The following is a 16296-nucleotide window of genomic DNA, read 5'->3' as shown; positions in this document are numbered from 1 at the left end:
GCCCACACCGGCCCGTGTCATCCGGTCTCGGCGAGGGAAGCCCCCGGGCGCCGCGGCGAGCGGCGTCCCCGGATCAGATCGGTGTCGTGGTCGTCGTCGTACGAAGGAACGGCTCGATGGCGCGGCACCAGGCGTCGGGCTGTTCCCAGGGGAGGAGGTGGCCCGCGTCGGAGATTTCGGCGTATTCGCCGCGCGGCAGCACCCGGACCATTTCCTGGGCCTCGGCGCGGCCCAGCTCGGCGTCCAGGCCGCGGATGACCAGGGTCGGGCACTGCACCTGTGCCAGCTCCTCCCAATGCGCGTCATACACCCAGGTCTCGCGCGCCCGGAGCATCTGGCGGCGCGAGAAGACCGGGCGCCAGCCGTCGGCCCGCTCCGCCATCACCTCGGCGAAGAACTCGCCGCGGGCCGGCCGGGGCCGCTCCAGCGTCGGGTCGTCCTCGCCGAACCACTTGCGGACATCCGCGAGGGTCGCGAACGGCACCGGCCAGGAACGGAACCACTCCGCCCATTCCTGCTGAGATGCCGCGCCCAGCGCCGAGGCCCGCATATCGCAGATGACCAGCGCGCTCACCAGATCAGGCCGCCGGGCCGCCACCTGCCACGCCGTCAGGGCCCCCATGGCATGGCCGATAAGGGCAACCGGAGCCAGCTCGAGCTGTTCGATGGCCGCGATGGCGTCATCGACATAGGCCTCGCGGTCGTAGGGCCCGTCCCCGGGCTTCTCGCTGCGGCCGTGGCCGCGCTGGTCCAGCCCGATCGCGCGGTGCCGCGCGCTCAGCCGGCGCGCGGTGTCCGCCCAGTGGGCCGCGCGTCCCATCAGGCCATGGAGCATCAGCACGCTCGGGCCGCGCTCGGCCCGCTCCGCCCCGCCACCACTCTTGGGCGGGTCGGTGAATTCCCAGGCCGCGAGGCGAACCCCGCCGGCCCCTGTCACATCGATGCGCCGCACCATGTGCCCCGGCACCCCCAATCGTCCTTGGCCAGCCCGACATCCACACTATCGAACCCTTATTCGAACACGCCGTTCTCGCGCCCAATACCCCTCGTTCGAGTGACCTCGACCAAGGATTGACCGCGCCCGCCAGGGGGAGACATGTGCCGGGAGGCGGGCCCTACCGGGAAGGGGGCCCGTGGGGAAAGACCCTGGGAGCTCGGGGCTCCGGGTCTTGGCGGGGGGACATGGGGAGGCAGGGCCCCGGCTGCTCGCAGCGCCGGGGCCCTGACCGTCCCGCGGAACGGTCTTCAGACGCATCCGAGCCCCCTCCCCACCCCGGAGAGCCGACACCCACGCCTACGCAACCCGCCTCGTGCCGACATATGCCACCGCGTCAGCGCCAGCGTGGCACGACACCGGCCAAATCGCACGGGTTCCCACAAGTTCGTTCAAAGCACAAACAGTTGACGAGCCCGCCGGGCGGCGCATCGGCGCAGCTCAGCGGGCTCGCGGGGAAAACAAAAGAATCCTTCAGAAAGGAGCCGGGAGGAGACGCCGGCCCCGGCTCACCTCAGCGCTTGGCGACGAACACATGCGTGGCGATATCCGCATGCAGCTCGGCTGCCTCGCCGCTGCTGCCGACCAGCACGCCGGCCGGCGACTCGGTCACGCTCACCACGGCGCCCGGCTGCACACCGGCCCGCCGCAGGGTGTACATCAGCTGCGCGTCGGCCTGGATCGGCTCGCCGATACGGCGCACCACGACCGTCTTGCCGTCGGCCCCGGCGTCCAGATCCATCAGGCTCACCATGCCGGTGTCCAGGAACGGATCGGCCTCGGCCTTCTCGCCCAGCTCCTCGAGGCCCGGGATGGGGTTGCCGTACGGCGATTCCGTCGGATGCCGCAGCAGCTCCACGACGCGGCGCTCGACCGCCTCGCTCATCACATGCTCCCAGCGGCACGCCTCGGCGTGCACCTGCTCCCACTCCAGCCCGATGACGTCGACGAGCAGGCACTCGGCGAGGCGGTGCTTGCGCATCACCCGCGTCGCCAGGCGCCGGCCCTCTTCCGTCAGCTCCAGGTGGCGGTCGCCCGCGACCGTCAGCAGGCCGTCTCGCTCCATACGCGCCACGGTCTGGCTGACCGTCGGGCCGCTCTGTTCGAGCCGCTCCGCGATGCGGGCGCGCATGGGGACCACACCTTCCTCTTCCAGTTCGAGGATGGTGCGGAGATACATCTCCGTGGTGTCGATCAGTCCGGACATGCGTGCCCCTCGATGTGTCGTGCGGTGGCCCTGAACTCAATTCTGACGCATCCCACCGACAACGGTGCCTCCTCGTCCGTACACCGGACGCGGTGCGCGGAGTTGCGGCCGTATTGACAGGCCACTGGTCCAGACCGCAACGTGATCCGCGCCACGACTGATCCCACACTTCCACGAGACCCGACGAGAGGCCCCGCGGCGATGCCTGAGAACGACCGGACTGACCACCTGGCCGGGGAATACTTCGACGCCGCGATCGATCTGCTGCGGCGGGTACGGGACACGGCCGGCGGCCCGATCACCACCGCCGGGCGGCTGATCGCCGACACCGTCGAGGCGGGCGGCCGGGTGTTCTCCTTCGGTGCCGGGCACTCCTCGCTCCCCGCCCAGGACACCGTCTACCGGGCGGGCGGCCTGGCCATCATGAACCTGCTGTCCGTCCCCGGGGTCGTCGGCGTGGACGTACGGCCCGCGACGCTCGGCAGCGCCCTGGAGCGGGTCGACGGGCTCGCCGCGGCCGTCCTGGACACCAGCCCGCTGGAGGCCGGCGATGTGCTGGTGATCATCTCGCTGTCCGGGCGCAACGCGCTGCCCGTGGAGATGGCGATGAACGCGCGGGCGCTCGGCATCAAGGTCATCGGTGTGACGTCGGTGGCCTACGCGGCCCGGACCTCGTCCCGGCATGTCTCGGGCACGTACCTCAAGGACCACTGCGACATCGTCCTGGACAGCGCGATCGCGGTCGGCGACGCCGAGCTGACCGCGCCGGGCATCGACGCGCCGTTCGCCCCCGCCTCCACCGTCGTCACCAGCGCGATCATGCAGGCCATGGTGGCGACGGCCGCCGGGACGCTCGCCGAGCGGGGCATCGAACCGCCGCTGCTGCGCTCCGGGAACGTCGACGGCGGGCATGACTGGAACGCCCGGGTGATGAACCAGTACGCGGACCGGATCTTCTACCGGCATTGACGGGTCCGGCAGACCGCCCTCGGCCGCCCGCGGCTGCCCTCGGCCGCCGTCAGCCGCCCGCCGCGCCCGCGAGGTCCAGCGCCGCCGCGATCCGCGCGGCGACCTCCTCCGCGTAGTCCGCGTCCGCGCGGTCGAACGGGCGGCGCGAGGGCGCCCGCAGAAACGTCGCGACGCCCAGCGTGCGACCGCGGCTGCGCAGCACCACGCACAGCCCGTGCACCGTGCCGTCCGGCCATTTACGCGTGGCCGCCCAGCCCTCGGACGCCTCCGGACCGGCGCTGGTGCGCACCGACCCCCGGCGCTCGTACGCCTGCTCCGCCGGATGCCCCGGCGGGTACGCCATCGGGATGCCCGTCCCGGGAAGGGCCTCGCTGGGCCCCGGCTCCCCGGCGGGCGAGGCGAGCGCCCGCACCAGCCGCGGCGCCCGCCCGCGCCCGGCCCTGGCGGCGGCACCCATCCCCCCGCGTCCGTCCCCGTCCCACTGCTCGGCCTCGTCCGCGTCGACGTCGTCCGCGGCGGCGTCGTCGTCCGCGTCCACAACGCCGTACGGCGCCGGTACGGGAACCGGAGCGAGGTCCACCAGACCGTGGTCGGCGAACCCGGCGAGAGCGAAATCCAGGTGGACGGCGGCGGCCTCGGACGGGTCCGGGCACTCCGCGGCCGCCCGGCCGGCGCGGTGCAGCTGGTGGGCGCGGAACCGCAGCAGGGAGCTGTCCTGTTCCGCCCGCTTGGCGTCGGTCACGTCCTGGAAGATCCAGGCGACGCCGAGCGGCACCGGCTCCTCGGCCAGCGGCGAGGCCAGCCGCACGAAGCCGCTGCGCCAGCACCGGCGCGGCCGGGCGGTCTCCTCGGAGCGCAGCGTCACCCACAGCTCGGCGGCGGCCGGCGGTGCGCCCTCGGCGAGTACGTGCTGGAGCGCGCCCTCCAGCTCCTCCACGCCCTGCGTCAGGAGATCGCCCAGCGGACATCCCAGCAGGGCCGTGCGCCCCACGCCCAGGGCGCGGGCGGCGTGGGCGTTCAGGACCGCGAGCCGCAGATCGGCGTCCACCAGGGCCACGCCCCAGGAGCCGTCGTCGAAGAGCGCCTCGCTGAGCGCGATGGACCGCTCCAGGTCGAGCTGGGCGTGCACCTCGCTGAAGGCGCAGTACACCCCGTCCACCCGGCCGCCGGGCCCGCGGACGGCCGAGATCTGGGTGCGGACGAGCACGCGCCGGCCGTCCTTGGTCAGCAGCGCGAATTCCTGCACCTGGCGGCCCGGGGACCGCATCGCGGCCGTGAGCGACGCCTGGATCTCGTCGGCGTCCTCCTTGCGGGCCGCCCAGCCGGCGAGGCCTCTGCGGCCGACCGCTTCGGCCGCCGTCCAGCCCAGGATGCGCTCGGCCTCGCGGTTCCAGTGGGTGACCGCACCGTCCGCACCGAAGGCGGCGAGGGCGGCATCCATGCCGTCCAGGAGCGCGGCGAGCAGGCCGACGGAAGAGGCGGCCGAGGCCGAGGCGGCGGAGGACGCGGACGAGGCAGAAGAAGCTGACGAAGCAGTCACTGGCACCCCTTAAGAACACCGCCACACGTGCCGCACCTCGCCTTATTCAACTGGAACGTGACTCAGCACACACCCGATTCACGGAAATCGTTGCGTGCGGGAAATTCGGTTGTACGGGGCTGGACTCCTGCCTAACGTGTGGTGCACACGAGAAGGGAGGTGGTTCGGCAGATGATCAAGAACCGGACGCGTGAGGTGGCTGCGGGCTAGCGGCCCGTCGCTTCACCGAAGTGCAGCGCCGGACCAGCGCATTCTGCAGATGCGCAGCCGGCCAATCCCAAGCAGTCACCCGACCCGCGGGCTGTCGGTTCGTCCGACCGACCCTTCGCGCCACCGAGCGCGGAGGAGGCAGCCCGCGGGTCGTCTGCGTTCCCGCGGCGATTACGGGGCGTGGGAGCCGGCCACGGGCCGTGCATCCGCCTCGGCGCGCCGGACCCCGGCCCCGCCTTCAGGGCGCCAGTCGCTCGACCCGCCAGCCGTCGGTGGGCCCGTCGTGGACGTACCGCAGCCGGTCGTGCAGGCGGTTGTGGCGGCCCTGCCAGAACTCCACCGCCTCGGCGACGACCCGGTAGCCGCCCCAGTGCGCCGGCGCCGGGACCTGCTCGCCCTCCGGGTAGCGGGCCGCCAATTCCTCGTAGGCCTGCTCCAGTTCGGCGCGCGAGCCGACGACCGCGGACTGGTCGCTGGCCCAGGCGCCCAGCTGGGAGCCGTGCGGGCGGGTGCGGAAGTAGGCGGCGGTCTCGTCGCGGCCGATGCGTTCCGCGGTGCCGTTCACGATCACCTGGCGGGCGAGCGGGTGCCAGGGGAAGAGCAGCGAGACATGGGGATTTTCGGCCAGTTCGCGGCCTTTGCGGCTGGTGTAGTTGGTGTAGAAGACAAAGCCGCGGGCGTCGAATGCCTTCAGGAGCACGGTCCTTGAGCTCGGCCTGCCCTCGGGGTCCGCCGTCGAGACGACCATCGCGTTCGGCTCGTGCAGGCCGGCCGCGACCGCTTCCTTGAACCAGCGCGCGAATTGGTCGTACGGACTGGCCGCGAGGTCGGCTTCGGTGAGCCCCTCGGCGCGGTAGTGCGCACGCATGGGCGAGGGGTCGGGGGTCTCGTAAAAGGGCGCGTCGGCAGGGTGCACGGCCTCATCTTGCAGCATCGGGTCCGCCCGGGGCAGCCGGAAGGGGCGGAAGTCTGCCCGCCGTCGACCGGACGTAACCCTCCCGTCAGCGAATCGACCAGTGTGCCGGATGTCACGGTGCGGCGCAGGTGACGAACCCGCCAAAATCATGGGCCTGCCCACTGTGGCCTGCGGACATCGGGAGCTATCGTGTCCGGCCTGAAGGGACGCAGCGCCGCGCCCTGAAGAGACCTCGCACCACCGCACCACACGACGCATCACACCGACGCACCACATCGCACCGTGCCCGCCCGCGGCCCGACCCACCGTGAGCGGAACCCTCGCGTGACCCATGCCCTGGCGGGGCATCACCGGGGTGGCCGGTACGGACCGCGAGCTGCCCGCGCAGCCGCGTAACCGCACCGGAGCCCGTACCAGAGCCGACCGCACGGCATCCGGTTCCTACCGTGTGCCGTCCCATCATGAGGAGCCGCCTGATGTCCGACTTCGTACCCGGACTTGAGGGAGTCGTCGCGTTCGAGACGGAGATCGCCGAACCGGACAAGGAAGGCGGCGCGCTGCGTTATCGCGGCGTCGACATCGAGGACCTCGTGGGGGAGGTGTCCTTCGGGAACGTCTGGGGTCTGCTGGTCGACGGGGCGTTCAACCCCGGTCTGCCGCCGGCCGAGCCGTTCCCGATTCCGGTGCACTCGGGTGACATCCGGGTCGATGTGCAGTCCGCGCTGGCCATGCTCGCGCCCGTATGGGGCCTGAAACCGCTGCTGGACATCGACGAGAAGACGGCCCGCGACAATCTGGCGCGGGCGGCCGTCATGGCGCTGTCCTACGTCGCCCAGTCGGCGCGCGGGCAGGGCCTGCCGATGGTGCCGCAGAAGGAGATCGACAAGGCGGAGACCGTCGTGGAGCGCTTCATGAAGCGCTGGCGCGGCGAGCCCGACCCCAAGCACGTCAAGGCCGTCGACGCCTACTGGACCTCGGCCGCCGAGCACGGCATGAACGCCTCCACCTTCACCGCCCGGGTCATCGCCTCCACCGGCGCCGATGTGGCGGCCGCGCTCTCCGGGGCGGTCGGCGCGATGTCCGGCCCGCTGCACGGCGGCGCCCCCTCCCGCGTCCTGGGCATGATCGAGGAGATCGAGCGGACCGGCGACGCCACCGCCTACGTCAAGAACGCCCTGGACCGCGGCGAGCGGCTGATGGGCTTCGGCCACCGCGTCTACCGCGCCGAGGACCCGCGCGCCCGCGTGCTGCGCCGTACGGCCAAGGAGCTGGGCGCGCCGCGCTTCGAGGTCGCCGAGGCCCTGGAGAAGGCCGCGCTGGAGGAGCTCCACAACCGCCGCCCGGACCGGGTGCTGGCCACCAACGTGGAGTTCTGGGCCGCCATCACGCTGGACTTCGCCGAGGTCCCGGCGCATATGTTCACCTCGATGTTCACCTGTGCCCGGACGGCCGGCTGGAGCGCCCACATCCTGGAGCAGAAGCGCACCGGCCGCCTCGTTCGCCCGTCCGCGCGCTATGTCGGCCCCGCGGCCCGCAGCCCGCGCGAGATCGTCGGCTACGACGACATCGCCCGCTGAGCCGGGACGCCCGTGGGCCCGGGGGCGGCTCTGGGAGCCTGCCCCCGAGCTCCGCGGTGCGGTAGCCGCCGCCGAGGCGGCGGATCCGCCTGGATCCGTCGCCGGTACGTCAGTCGAGGTCCTTCGAAAAGTCGGTCGTGACGCAGCCCTCGGCCTCGCCCTCGTCGGAGGCGCTGCCCATCGGCACCTTGAAGTCCGGGGAGCAGTTGAGGAACATCAGCCCCGCCTTGAGGAGCTGTCGCCGCTGGTCGTCGCTGCTCGGGTCGACGGCGAAGTCGTCGCCGATCATGAGATCGTCCTGCTCGTCCTCGTTCCCCTTGACGGCGGTCTGGAACGCCTCCATGTCCTCGACGGTGAGGGAGTCGACGTCACCGCCGCCGCCCGCCGGGTCGTCGCATTGGCCGCCGCCGTTGACGCCCGACATGCCCATCGCCTGCACCTGCTGCACCTCGCGGGGCGAGGCGAAGTCGATGCCGTCGCAGCTGAGCGTCGACTTGAGGAAGTTCCCGGCTTCCTCGGCCGACCCCGCGGAGGGCAGGCTGCCGCAGGCGGCAACCGACGCCAGGGCGAAGACGGTTCCGGCGATGGCAAGTGTCCGGTGGAATCTCATGCCGTTCCTTTGCAGATGTGGCTTCGAGCGCGCCGACGGAGGTGACGACGCCTCGGCCGCGAGGGTGAAGAAAGCCATCTGCTCTCCCCCGCTCACCCCGCCAAGATCAATTGACCGGGACATGGCAAGCGGAGCCGCGTACGGGCGGAGGCCGGGCCGACCCGGCCGCGCGAGGCGGAACTAGGGGTTCAGCACCCCGTCAATGATCTTTGCCCACTGCTCCACCACTTTGTCCCGCCGGGCCGAGTCGTCCGTCAGGAGATTGGCCAGCCCCAGCCCCCGCGCCATGTCCAGCAGTCCCTGGACGGTTTCCCGTACGCCCGGCACCGTTTCGTCGGCCTCCAGCAGCGCCACCGCCGTGCGGTGCGCCTCCCGCCCGACCCGCCCCTCCAGGGCCGTGACCTTCTCGCGGAGCTGTTCCTCGTCGGAGGCGGCGACCCACAGATGGAGCGCGGCCCGGAACAGCGGCCCGGTGTAGAGGCCGACCAGTTCCTCGACGATGATCCAGGTGCGGGCGATCGAGCCGGCGGGCGGCAGGTTGTGCGCGACGGCCTTCAGCGCGCCCTGCCGCTTCTCCGCGACATGCTCGACCGCGGCGGTGAAGAGGTCCTCCCGGGTACGGAAATGATGCTGGGCCGCACCCCGCGACACCCCCGCCCGCTCGGCGACCACGGAGACCGTGCTGCCGCTCCAGCCGCGCTCCGCCAGGCAGGAGACGGCCGCCTCCAGGAGCCTGAGCCGGGTGGCCCGGCTGCGTTCCTGCTGGGGCTGCTTGGGGCCGCGGGCCGGGGTCAGCGCGCCCATGCCGGGGCCCGTCGCTCCAGGAAGGCGGTCATGCCCTCGCGCGCCTCGGCGGAGCCGAAGAGCCGCGCGGACTGCTCGGCGAGCGCCTCCGTATCGCGGTCGAAGGCGCGCAGCACCTCGGCCGTCACCAGCTTCTTCGACTCGGCGAGGCCCTGCGGTGAGCCCTTGCGCAGCCCCTCCAGTAGGGGCGCGAGCCCGGCGTCCACGTCGTCCGCCGACAGCGTCACCAGCCCGATCCGGGCCGCTTCCGCGGCGCCGAACTTCTCCCCGGTGAGGTAGTAGCGGGTTGCGGCACGCGGGTCCAGCCGCGGCAGCAGCGGCATGGAGATCACGGCGGGCGCGAGCCCGAGCCGGGCCTCGGTGAAGGCGAAGGTGGCTTCCGGGCCGGCCACGGAGATGTCGCAGGCGCCGAGCAGGCCGAGCCCCCCGGCCCGTACGTGACCGGTGACCCGGGCGACGACCGGCCGGGGCAGTTCCACGATGGCGCGCAGTAGCCGGGCCAGCCCCAGCGGCCCGTCCTTCGCCGCGCCCGAGGTGGCCTCGGACAGGTCCGCGCCGGCGCAGAACGTGCCGCCGGTGTGGGCGAGCACCACGGCGCGGGTGCCGTCGTCGGCCGCGGCCTCCGCGAGGCCCTGGTGGAGTTCGGCCACCAGGCGGGCGGAGAGGGCATTGCGGTTGCCCGGGGAGTTGAGGGTGAGGGTGGTGACGCCGCGCTCGTGGGAGCGCGTCACGAGGGGTGTTCCGGGTGCGTCGGCCATCGGGCCTCGTGCTCCTTTCCCCGGCGCGCAGTTGGCGCCGCGGCATCGTGCCGGTGGGCATCGTGCCCGTCGGCGCCCGGCGCGCCGTCCGGGCTCCGCGCGCCGCGCTTTCTTCCACGGGGCGACTACGGGGCGACCCGCTGGGCAACGTACGCGATCACGTCGTCCCCGCCCAGCGCGGGCCCCCGCTGCCGCGCAATCGGAGCCCGTCCGTCCTCAGTACGACTTCGGCAGTCCCAGCGACTGGTGCGAGACGAAGTTGAGGATCATCTCCCGGCTCACCGGGGCGATTCGCGCCACCCGGGCGGCCGTGATCATCGACGCCAGGCCGTATTCGTGGGTGAGGCCGTTGCCGCCGAGGGTGTGGACGGCCTGGTCGACGGAGTGCACCGCCGCCTCGGCCGCCGCGTACTTGGCCATGTTGGCGGCCTCTCCGGCGGCCATGTCGTCCCCCGCGTCGTAGAGGTGCGCCGCTTTCTGCATCATCAGCCGGGCGAGCTCCAGCTCGATATGGGCCTGCGCCAGCGGGTGCGCGAGGGCCTGGTGGGTGCCTATGGGCTCCTTCCAGACCTGGCGGATGCGGGCGTAGTCGACGGCGCGGTCGAGGGCGTAGCGGCCCATGCCGAGGGCGAAGGCGGCGGTCATGATGCGCTCGGGGTTCAGGCCGGCGAACAGCTGGAGGAGCCCGGCGTCCTCGTCGCCGACGAGCGCCTCGGCGGGCAGCCGCACCTCGTCCAGGGTCAGCTCGAACTGCTTCTCCGGGGCGGCCAGTTCCATGGAGATCGGACTGCGGCCGAAGCCGGGGGCGTCGCGCGGGACGATGAAGAGGCAGGGCTTGAGGCGGCCGGTCCTGGCGTCCTCCGTCCGGCCGACGATCAGCGTGGCCTCGGCGATGTCGACGCCCGAGATGAACACCTTGCGCCCGTTGAGGATCCAGTCCGTCCCCTCCCGCCGGGCGGTGGTGGTGATGCGGTGGGAGTTGGACCCGGCGTCCGGCTCGGTGATGCCGAACGCCATCTTGCGGGAGCCGTCGGCCAGTCCCGGCAGCCAGGTCCGCTTCTGCTCGTCGGTGCCGAACCGCGCGATGACCGTGCCGCAGATCGCGGGCGAGACCACGAGCATCAGCAGCGGGCAGCCCGCCGCCCCCAGTTCTTCGAGGACGAGGGACAGTTCGGCGATGCCGCGGCCGCCGCCGCCGTACTCCTCGGGGAGGTTGACGCCGAGGTAGCCGAGCCCGGCGGCCTCCGCCCACAGCTCGTCGGTGTGCTTGCCCTCGGCGACGACGCGGGCGAAGTACTCGCGGCCGTAGCGCTTGCCGAGCGCGGCGACGGCGGCCCGCAGGTCGCGGTGTTCCTCGGTCTCGATCACACTGCTCGTGCCATGGCTCATGACGGCTCCTTGTGTGGCGTGGATGAGGGTCGTGCGGGAGGGGTACGCGGCGCCGCTCAGTCCGCGACGACGGCGAGCAGCGCGCCCATCTCGACCTGCTGTCCGGTGCGGGCGGGCAGGGCGGTGAGGGTGCCGGGGGCCGGTGCGGTGATCTTGTGTTCCATCTTCATGGCCTCCAGCCACAGCAGCGGCTGTCCGGCCTCGACCCGGTCCCCCTCGGCCAGCCCGTCCGCGATCCGTACGACGGTGCCGGGCATCGGGGCGAGCAGGGAGCCGGGTTCGGTACGGGCGGCGGGGTCGGGGAAGCGGGGCACGGCGGTGAGGACGCGGGTGCCCTGCGGAGAGTCGACGTAGGTCCGGTCGCCGTAGCGGGAGACGGTGAACGTCCTTCGCAGACCGTCGGTTTCGAGGATCACTTCGTCGGATGCGAGGCGGATGAGCCGTACGCCGGGGAAGTCCTCGGCGGCCAGGCCGTCGCGGCCGAGCCGGTAGCGGATCTCGTATGTGGTGTCCGCGCAGGCGTAGGTCTTGGTCGCCGGACCGGACGGGACGTTGCGGAAGCCGCCGAAGCGGGAGCGGCCGTGTGCGTCGGCGAGGGCGGCGGCGAGGGCGAAGATTCCGGCACCGGCCGGCCCGTCCTCGGTCAGGGCGGCGAGGTGGCGGTCGTAGAAGCCGGTGTCCAGTCCGGTGGCGTCGGCGAACTCCGGGTGCCGCAGGGACCGTACGAGCAGTTCGCGGTTGGTGACGGGGCCGTGGACGCGGGCGCGTTCCAGGGCGCCGGCGAGCTTGCGTACGGCCTCGTCGCGGGTCGGGGCCCAGGCGATGACCTTGGCGAGCAGGGGGTCGTAGTGGACGGAGACGGTGTCGCCGTCGGTCACGCCGGAGTCGAGGCGTACGCCGTCGGGCAGCGCCAGCCGGTGCAGGGTGCCGGTCCCCGGGCGCCAGTCGGCCGCCGGGTCCTCGGCGTAGAGGCGGGCCTCCACGGCGTGCCCGGAGGGGGCGGGCTCCGCGGCTTCCAGGGCCCGGCCCTCGGCCACGCGTATCTGGAGGGCGACGAGGTCGACGCCGTAGATCTCCTCGGTGACCGGGTGCTCCACCTGGAGGCGGGTGTTCATCTCCAGGAAGTACGCGCGTCCGTCGGCCGGGACCAGGAACTCCACGGTTCCCGCGCCCCGGTAGTCGATGGCGCGGGCCGCCTGGGCCGCGGCCCGGTGCAGGGTCTCGCGCAGGGCGTCGGGCAGGCCGGGTGCCGGGGCCTCCTCGATGACCTTCTGGTGGCGTCGCTGGAGGGAGCAGTCGCGGGTGCCGAGCGTCCAGACCGTCCCGTGCGCGTCCGCGAGGATCTGCACCTCGACATGGCGGCCGCCGACGATGTACGGCTCGACGAATACCTCTCCGTCGCCGAAGGCCGCGGCCGCCTCGGCTTCGGCGGCCTTCAACTCGGCGGGAAGGTCGGCGAGTTCGGTGACCACGCGCATGCCCCGGCCGCCGCCGCCCGCCGCCGCCTTCACCAGCAGCGGCAGGTCGGCCTCGGTGGCCGCCGCCGGGTCGACCGGCGCGAGCAGCGGCACCCCGGCCGCCGCCATCAGTTCCTTGGCCCGGGTCTTGGACGCCATCGCCTCGATGGCGGCGGGCGGCGGCCCGATCCAGGTCAGGCCCGCGCCGGTCACGGCGGCCGCGAAGGCCGCGTTCTCGGAGAGGAACCCGTAGCCGGGGTGGACGGCGTCCGCGCCCGCCGCCAGCGCGGCCCGCACGATCGCCTCGCCGCGGAGGTAGGTGTCGGCGGGGGCGTCGCCGGGGAGCCGTACCGCCGCATCCGCCTCGCGTACGTGCGGCGCGCCGGCGTCCGCGTCGGAGTGCACGGCGACGGTGGAAATGCCCAGCTCACGGCAGGTGCGGAAGACCCGCCGGGCGATCTCGCCACGGTTGGCGACAAGTACGGAACGGATCATTTCTGCCTCACCACTCACATCTCACATCCGGAAGACGCCGAAGCCGCCCCGCGCGCCCTCGACCGGGGCGGTGTGCAGTGCGGACAGACACAGGCCGAGGACGGTGCGGGTGTCGCGCGGGTCGATGACGCCGTCGTCGTAGAGCCGCCCGGACAGGAACATCGGCAGCGACTCCGACTCGATCTGCTGCTCGACCATCGCGCGCAGCCCGGCGTCGGCCTCGTCGTCGTACGGCTGTCCCTTGGCCGCGGCCGAGGCGCGGGCGACGATCGACAGCACGCCCGCCAGCTGCTGCGGGCCCATCACGGCGGACTTGGCGCTCGGCCAGGCGAAGAGGAAGCGGGGGTCGTACGCCCGGCCGCACATCCCGTAGTGCCCGGCACCGTACGAGGCCCCCATGAGGACGGACAGATGCGGGACCGTGGAATTCGACACCGCGTTGATCATCATCGCGCCGTGCTTGATGATGCCGCCCTGCTCGTATTCCTTGCCGACCATGTAGCCGGTGGTGTTGTGGAGGAAGAGCAGCGGAATATCCCGCTGGTTCGCCAACTGGATGAACTGCGCGGCCTTTTGGGACTCGGCGCTGAACAGCACGCCCTGTGCATTCGCGAGAATTCCTACCGGATAGCCGTGCAGTTCGGCCCAGCCGGTGGCCAGGCTCGGCCCGTACAGCGGTTTGAACTCGTCGAAGTCGGAGCCGTCGACGAGCCGGGCGATGACCTCGCGGGGGTCGAAGGGCGCCTTGAGGTCGCCGGGGACGATGCCCAGCAGCTCGTCCTCGTCGTACGCGGGCGGGGCGGCCGGTCCGGGATCGGCGTGCGCCTTGCGCCAGTTGAGGCGGGCGACGACCCGGCGGGCCTGCCGCAGCGCATCCGGCTCGTCCAGGGCGAAGTAGTCGGCGAGGCCGGAGGTGCGGGCGTGCATCTCGGCGCCGCCCAGCGACTCGTCATCGCTCTCCTCGCCGGTCGCCATTTTCACCAGCGGCGGCCCGCCGAGGAATACCTTGGCCCGTTCCTTGACCATGATGACGTGGTCGGACATGCCCGGGACGTAGGCGCCGCCCGCGGTCGAATTGCCGAAGACGACGGCGACGGTGGGAATTCCGGCGGCCGACAGCCGGGTGAGGTCCTTGAACAGCGCCCCGCCCGGAATGAAGATCTCCTTCTGGCTGGGCAGATCCGCGCCGCCCGATTCGACCAGCGAGACCACCGGCAGCCGGTTGGCGTGCGCGATCTCGTTCGCCCTGAGGGCCTTCTTCAGCGTCCAGGGATTGCTGGCGCCGCCCCGTACGGTCGGGTCGTTCGCCGTGATCAGGCACTCCACCCCCTCGATCACCCCGATGCCGGTGACGAGGGACGCCCCGACGGCGTAGTCGCTGCCCCAGGCGGCGAGCGGGGACAGTTCGAGGAAGGGCGTATCGGGGTCCAGGAGGAGTTCGATGCGCTCGCGGGCGAGGAGTTTGCCGCGCTTGTGGTGGCGGGCGACGTACTTCTCGCCGCCGCCCGCGACCGCCTTGCCGTGCGCGGCCTCGACCTCCGCCAGCTTCGCGAGCATCGCCGTACGACGCTCCGCGTACTCGGCGCCCGTCGGGTCGAGCGCGGATTTGAGCACGGTCAAAGCAACACCTCCGGTATCTCCATGTGCCGCGCGCGCAGCCACTCCCCCAGGGCCTTGGCCTGCGGATCGAACCGGGCCTGGGCCGCGACGCCCTCGCCGAGCAGTCCGTCGATGACGAAGTTCAGGGCGCGCAGGTGCGGCAGCAGGTGCCGGTCGACCGGCAGGCCGGCGCATTCGGGGAGGAGTTCGCGCAGTCGGTCGGTGGTCAGGGCGTGGGCCAGCCAGCGCCACGCCCGGTCGCTGCGGGCCCAGACGCCGATGTTCGCCGAGCCGCCCTTGTCGCCGCTGCGGGCGCCGGCGACCAGGCCCAGGGGGGCGCGGCGGGTGGGCAGCGCCTCGGCCGGCGGCGGGGGCGGCTCCGGGTCCGGCAGGCGCTCCAACTCCCGGGCGTGCGTAGCGGGTTGGACCGCGATCCGGGTGCCGTCGGGGAGTACGGCCGTGTGCGCGACCTCGTCCGCCGCCACCGCCACCGCCTCGAAGACGCCGTACGGGGTGCCCTTGCCGGGCGGCGCGGTCACATGGAAGCCGGGGTAGCTGGCCAGCGCCAGCTCGATCGCGGCGCCGCTGACCGCCCGCCCGACCGCGTCCTGGTCGGCGTCGCGCACCACCAGCCGCAGCAGCGCGCTCGCCTCCTCCTGCACCCCGGCGTCCGCCCGGTCGGTCCGCGCGAGCGTCCAGCGCACCTCGGCGGGGCGGTGGGCCGCGGCGTCCAGTGCCGCTTCCATCTGCCGGCGTACGAGGCGGGCCTTGGCCGCCACGTCCAGCCCGGTGAGCACGAAGGTGACCTCGTTGCGCCAGCCGCCCAGGCGGGTCAGCCCGGTTTTGAGGGTCGGCGGCGGCGCTTCGCCGCGGACGCCCGCGATCCGGACCCGGTCCGGCCCGTCCTGCGTCAGCCGCACGGTGTCGAGCCTGGCCGTCACGTCCGGCCCGGCGTAGCGGGCACCGGCGGTCTCGTACAGCAGCTGGGCGGTGACCGTGCCGGTCGTGACCGCGCCGCCGGTGCCCGGGTGCTTGGTGATCACGGAGCCGCCGTCGGCGGTGATCTCGGCGAGCGGGAAGCCGGGGCGCAGCAGGTCGGGGGCGCCGTCGGCGGCGAAGAAGCTGTAGTTTCCGCCGGTGGCCTGGGTGCCGCACTCCAGCACATGCCCGGCGACGACGGCACCGGCGAGCTGGTCCAGGTCCTGCGGCCGCCAGCCGAAGTGCGCCGCGGCGGCGCCGCTGACCAGCGCGGCATCGGTCACCCGGCCGGTCACCACGACATCGGCCCCGGCCCGCAGGCACTCCGCGATCCCGCCGCCGCCCAGATAGGCATGGGCGGTCAGCACGCCCTCGCCCCAGCGCCGTTGGTGCAGCAGGTCATCGCCCTCGACATGGGCCACCCGTACGGGCACGCCGGTCTTCTCCGCCAACTCCCGTACGGCGTCGGCCAGTCCGGCTGGATTCAGTCCGCCCGCGTTGGTGACGATGCGCACCCCGCGCTCGGCGGCCAGCCCCAGCCCCTCCTCCAGCTGCCGGAGAAAGGTCGTGGCGTAGCCGCGCCCGGGGTCCTTGAGACGGTCCCGGCCGAGGATGAGCATGGTCAGCTCGGCGAGGTAGTCGCCGGTCAGTACGTCGAGGGGGCCGCCGGTGAGCATCTCGCGGAGGGCGTCGAAGCGGTCGCCGTAGAAGCCGGAGGCGTTGCCGATACGGAGGACGGCGGAGTCGGCGCCGATGGGGCGGGCGGGGCCGCTCGTCGCGCCCATGGGGCCGT

Annotated in this window: 13 protein-coding genes; 2 read left to right on the top strand and 11 right to left on the bottom strand. The window is 72.8% G+C overall.

What is annotated here, in order from left to right; translation table 11 throughout:
• Positions 1–73: 73 nt before the first annotated feature.
• Complete coding sequence (locus ACIRPT_RS16120) at positions 74–955, bottom strand: alpha/beta fold hydrolase (protein ID WP_403827934.1); 882 nt, start codon at positions 953–955, stop codon at positions 74–76.
• Between the two features lie 553 nt (positions 956–1508).
• Positions 1509–2201 carry a metal-dependent transcriptional regulator gene (locus ACIRPT_RS16115; protein ID WP_403512430.1) on the bottom strand — a complete coding sequence of 231 codons (693 nt, stop codon included), beginning with the start codon at positions 2199–2201 and terminating at the stop codon, positions 1509–1511.
• 201 nt (positions 2202–2402) lie between these two features.
• Between ACIRPT_RS16115 and ACIRPT_RS16110 the strand changes: the two genes are divergently transcribed.
• Positions 2403–3170: an SIS domain-containing protein gene (locus tag ACIRPT_RS16110; RefSeq protein ID WP_403827433.1), complete on the top strand. Its 768-nt coding sequence runs from the start codon at positions 2403–2405 to the stop codon at positions 3168–3170.
• A gap of 49 nt (positions 3171–3219) precedes the next feature.
• Here the strand turns inward: ACIRPT_RS16110 and ACIRPT_RS16105 are convergent, their stop codons facing one another.
• Complete coding sequence (locus tag ACIRPT_RS16105) at positions 3220–4710, bottom strand: PAS domain-containing protein (protein ID WP_403827431.1); 1491 nt, start codon at positions 4708–4710, stop codon at positions 3220–3222.
• 448 nt (positions 4711–5158) lie between these two features.
• Positions 5159–5854: a pyridoxamine 5'-phosphate oxidase gene (gene pdxH, locus ACIRPT_RS16100; protein ID WP_403827429.1), complete on the bottom strand. Its 696-nt coding sequence runs from the start codon at positions 5852–5854 to the stop codon at positions 5159–5161.
• A gap of 458 nt (positions 5855–6312) precedes the next feature.
• On the opposite strand from pdxH, the gene ACIRPT_RS16095 reads away from it, so the two are divergent.
• Entirely contained in the window at positions 6313–7413 is a 1101-nt protein-coding gene (locus tag ACIRPT_RS16095) for a citrate synthase 2 (RefSeq protein WP_403512442.1), read from the top strand.
• Between the two features lie 109 nt (positions 7414–7522).
• Here ACIRPT_RS16095 and ACIRPT_RS16090 read toward each other — a convergent pair whose 3' ends face one another.
• The 7 genes from ACIRPT_RS16090 to ACIRPT_RS16060 form a co-directional block, all read right to left on the bottom strand.
• The gene (locus ACIRPT_RS16090) at positions 7523–8023 is read right to left on the bottom strand and encodes a hypothetical protein (protein WP_403827427.1); all 501 of its coding nucleotides are present in this window, start codon (positions 8021–8023) and stop codon (positions 7523–7525) included.
• Positions 8024–8203: 180 nt separating this feature from the next.
• Positions 8204–8827, bottom strand: coding sequence for a TetR/AcrR family transcriptional regulator (locus ACIRPT_RS16085; RefSeq protein ID WP_403827425.1), 624 nt, complete (start codon positions 8825–8827; stop codon positions 8204–8206).
• A complete protein-coding gene (locus ACIRPT_RS16080) occupies positions 8815–9585 on the bottom strand; it encodes an enoyl-CoA hydratase family protein (protein WP_403827423.1) in 771 nt (256 codons plus the stop codon). The genes ACIRPT_RS16085 and ACIRPT_RS16080 overlap by 13 nt, the downstream gene beginning before the upstream one ends.
• A 216-nt stretch (positions 9586–9801) precedes the next feature.
• Positions 9802–10974: an acyl-CoA dehydrogenase family protein gene (locus ACIRPT_RS16075; protein WP_403827421.1), complete on the bottom strand. Its 1173-nt coding sequence runs from the start codon at positions 10972–10974 to the stop codon at positions 9802–9804.
• A gap of 56 nt (positions 10975–11030) precedes the next feature.
• Positions 11031–12926: a biotin carboxylase N-terminal domain-containing protein gene (locus tag ACIRPT_RS16070; RefSeq protein WP_403827419.1), complete on the bottom strand. Its 1896-nt coding sequence runs from the start codon at positions 12924–12926 to the stop codon at positions 11031–11033.
• A 21-nt stretch (positions 12927–12947) separates the two neighbouring features.
• Positions 12948–14546: an acyl-CoA carboxylase subunit beta gene (locus ACIRPT_RS16065; RefSeq protein WP_403827417.1), complete on the bottom strand. Its 1599-nt coding sequence runs from the start codon at positions 14544–14546 to the stop codon at positions 12948–12950.
• On the bottom strand, positions 14543–16288 hold the full coding sequence (locus ACIRPT_RS16060) for an acyclic terpene utilization AtuA family protein (protein ID WP_403827932.1): 1746 nt from the start codon (positions 16286–16288) through the stop codon (positions 14543–14545). The genes ACIRPT_RS16065 and ACIRPT_RS16060 overlap by 4 nt, the downstream gene beginning before the upstream one ends.
• Positions 16289–16296: the final 8 nt, after the last annotated feature.

The organism is Streptomyces sp. NPDC101227 (assembly GCF_044767545.1).
GTDB lineage: Bacteria > Actinomycetota > Actinomycetes > Streptomycetales > Streptomycetaceae > Streptomyces.
Note: the sequence above shows the minus strand (reverse complement) of the source record. Positions and strands in the feature narration are given on the sequence as shown.

What these genes read in the sequence shown, in the direction of transcription:
- ACIRPT_RS16120 (WP_403827934.1), bottom strand. Translation starts at nt 955, where the DNA reads ATGGTGCGGCGCATCGATGTGACAGGGGCCGGCGGGGTTCGCCTCGCG.
- ACIRPT_RS16115 (WP_403512430.1), bottom strand. Translation starts at nt 2,201, where the DNA reads ATGTCCGGACTGATCGACACCACGGAGATGTATCTCCGCACCATCCTC.
- ACIRPT_RS16110 (WP_403827433.1), top strand. Translation starts at nt 2,403, where the DNA reads ATGCCTGAGAACGACCGGACTGACCACCTGGCCGGGGAATACTTCGAC.
- pdxH (WP_403827429.1), bottom strand. Translation starts at nt 5,854, where the DNA reads ATGCTGCAAGATGAGGCCGTGCACCCTGCCGACGCGCCCTTTTACGAG.
- ACIRPT_RS16095 (WP_403512442.1), top strand. Translation starts at nt 6,313, where the DNA reads ATGTCCGACTTCGTACCCGGACTTGAGGGAGTCGTCGCGTTCGAGACG.
- ACIRPT_RS16090 (WP_403827427.1), bottom strand. Translation starts at nt 8,023, where the DNA reads ATGAGATTCCACCGGACACTTGCCATCGCCGGAACCGTCTTCGCCCTG.
- ACIRPT_RS16085 (WP_403827425.1), bottom strand. Translation starts at nt 8,827, where the DNA reads ATGGGCGCGCTGACCCCGGCCCGCGGCCCCAAGCAGCCCCAGCAGGAA.
- ACIRPT_RS16080 (WP_403827423.1), bottom strand. Translation starts at nt 9,585, where the DNA reads ATGGCCGACGCACCCGGAACACCCCTCGTGACGCGCTCCCACGAGCGC.
- ACIRPT_RS16075 (WP_403827421.1), bottom strand. Translation starts at nt 10,974, where the DNA reads ATGAGCCATGGCACGAGCAGTGTGATCGAGACCGAGGAACACCGCGAC.
- ACIRPT_RS16070 (WP_403827419.1), bottom strand. Translation starts at nt 12,926, where the DNA reads ATGATCCGTTCCGTACTTGTCGCCAACCGTGGCGAGATCGCCCGGCGG.
- ACIRPT_RS16060 (WP_403827932.1), bottom strand. Translation starts at nt 16,288, where the DNA reads ATGGGCGCGACGAGCGGCCCCGCCCGCCCCATCGGCGCCGACTCCGCC.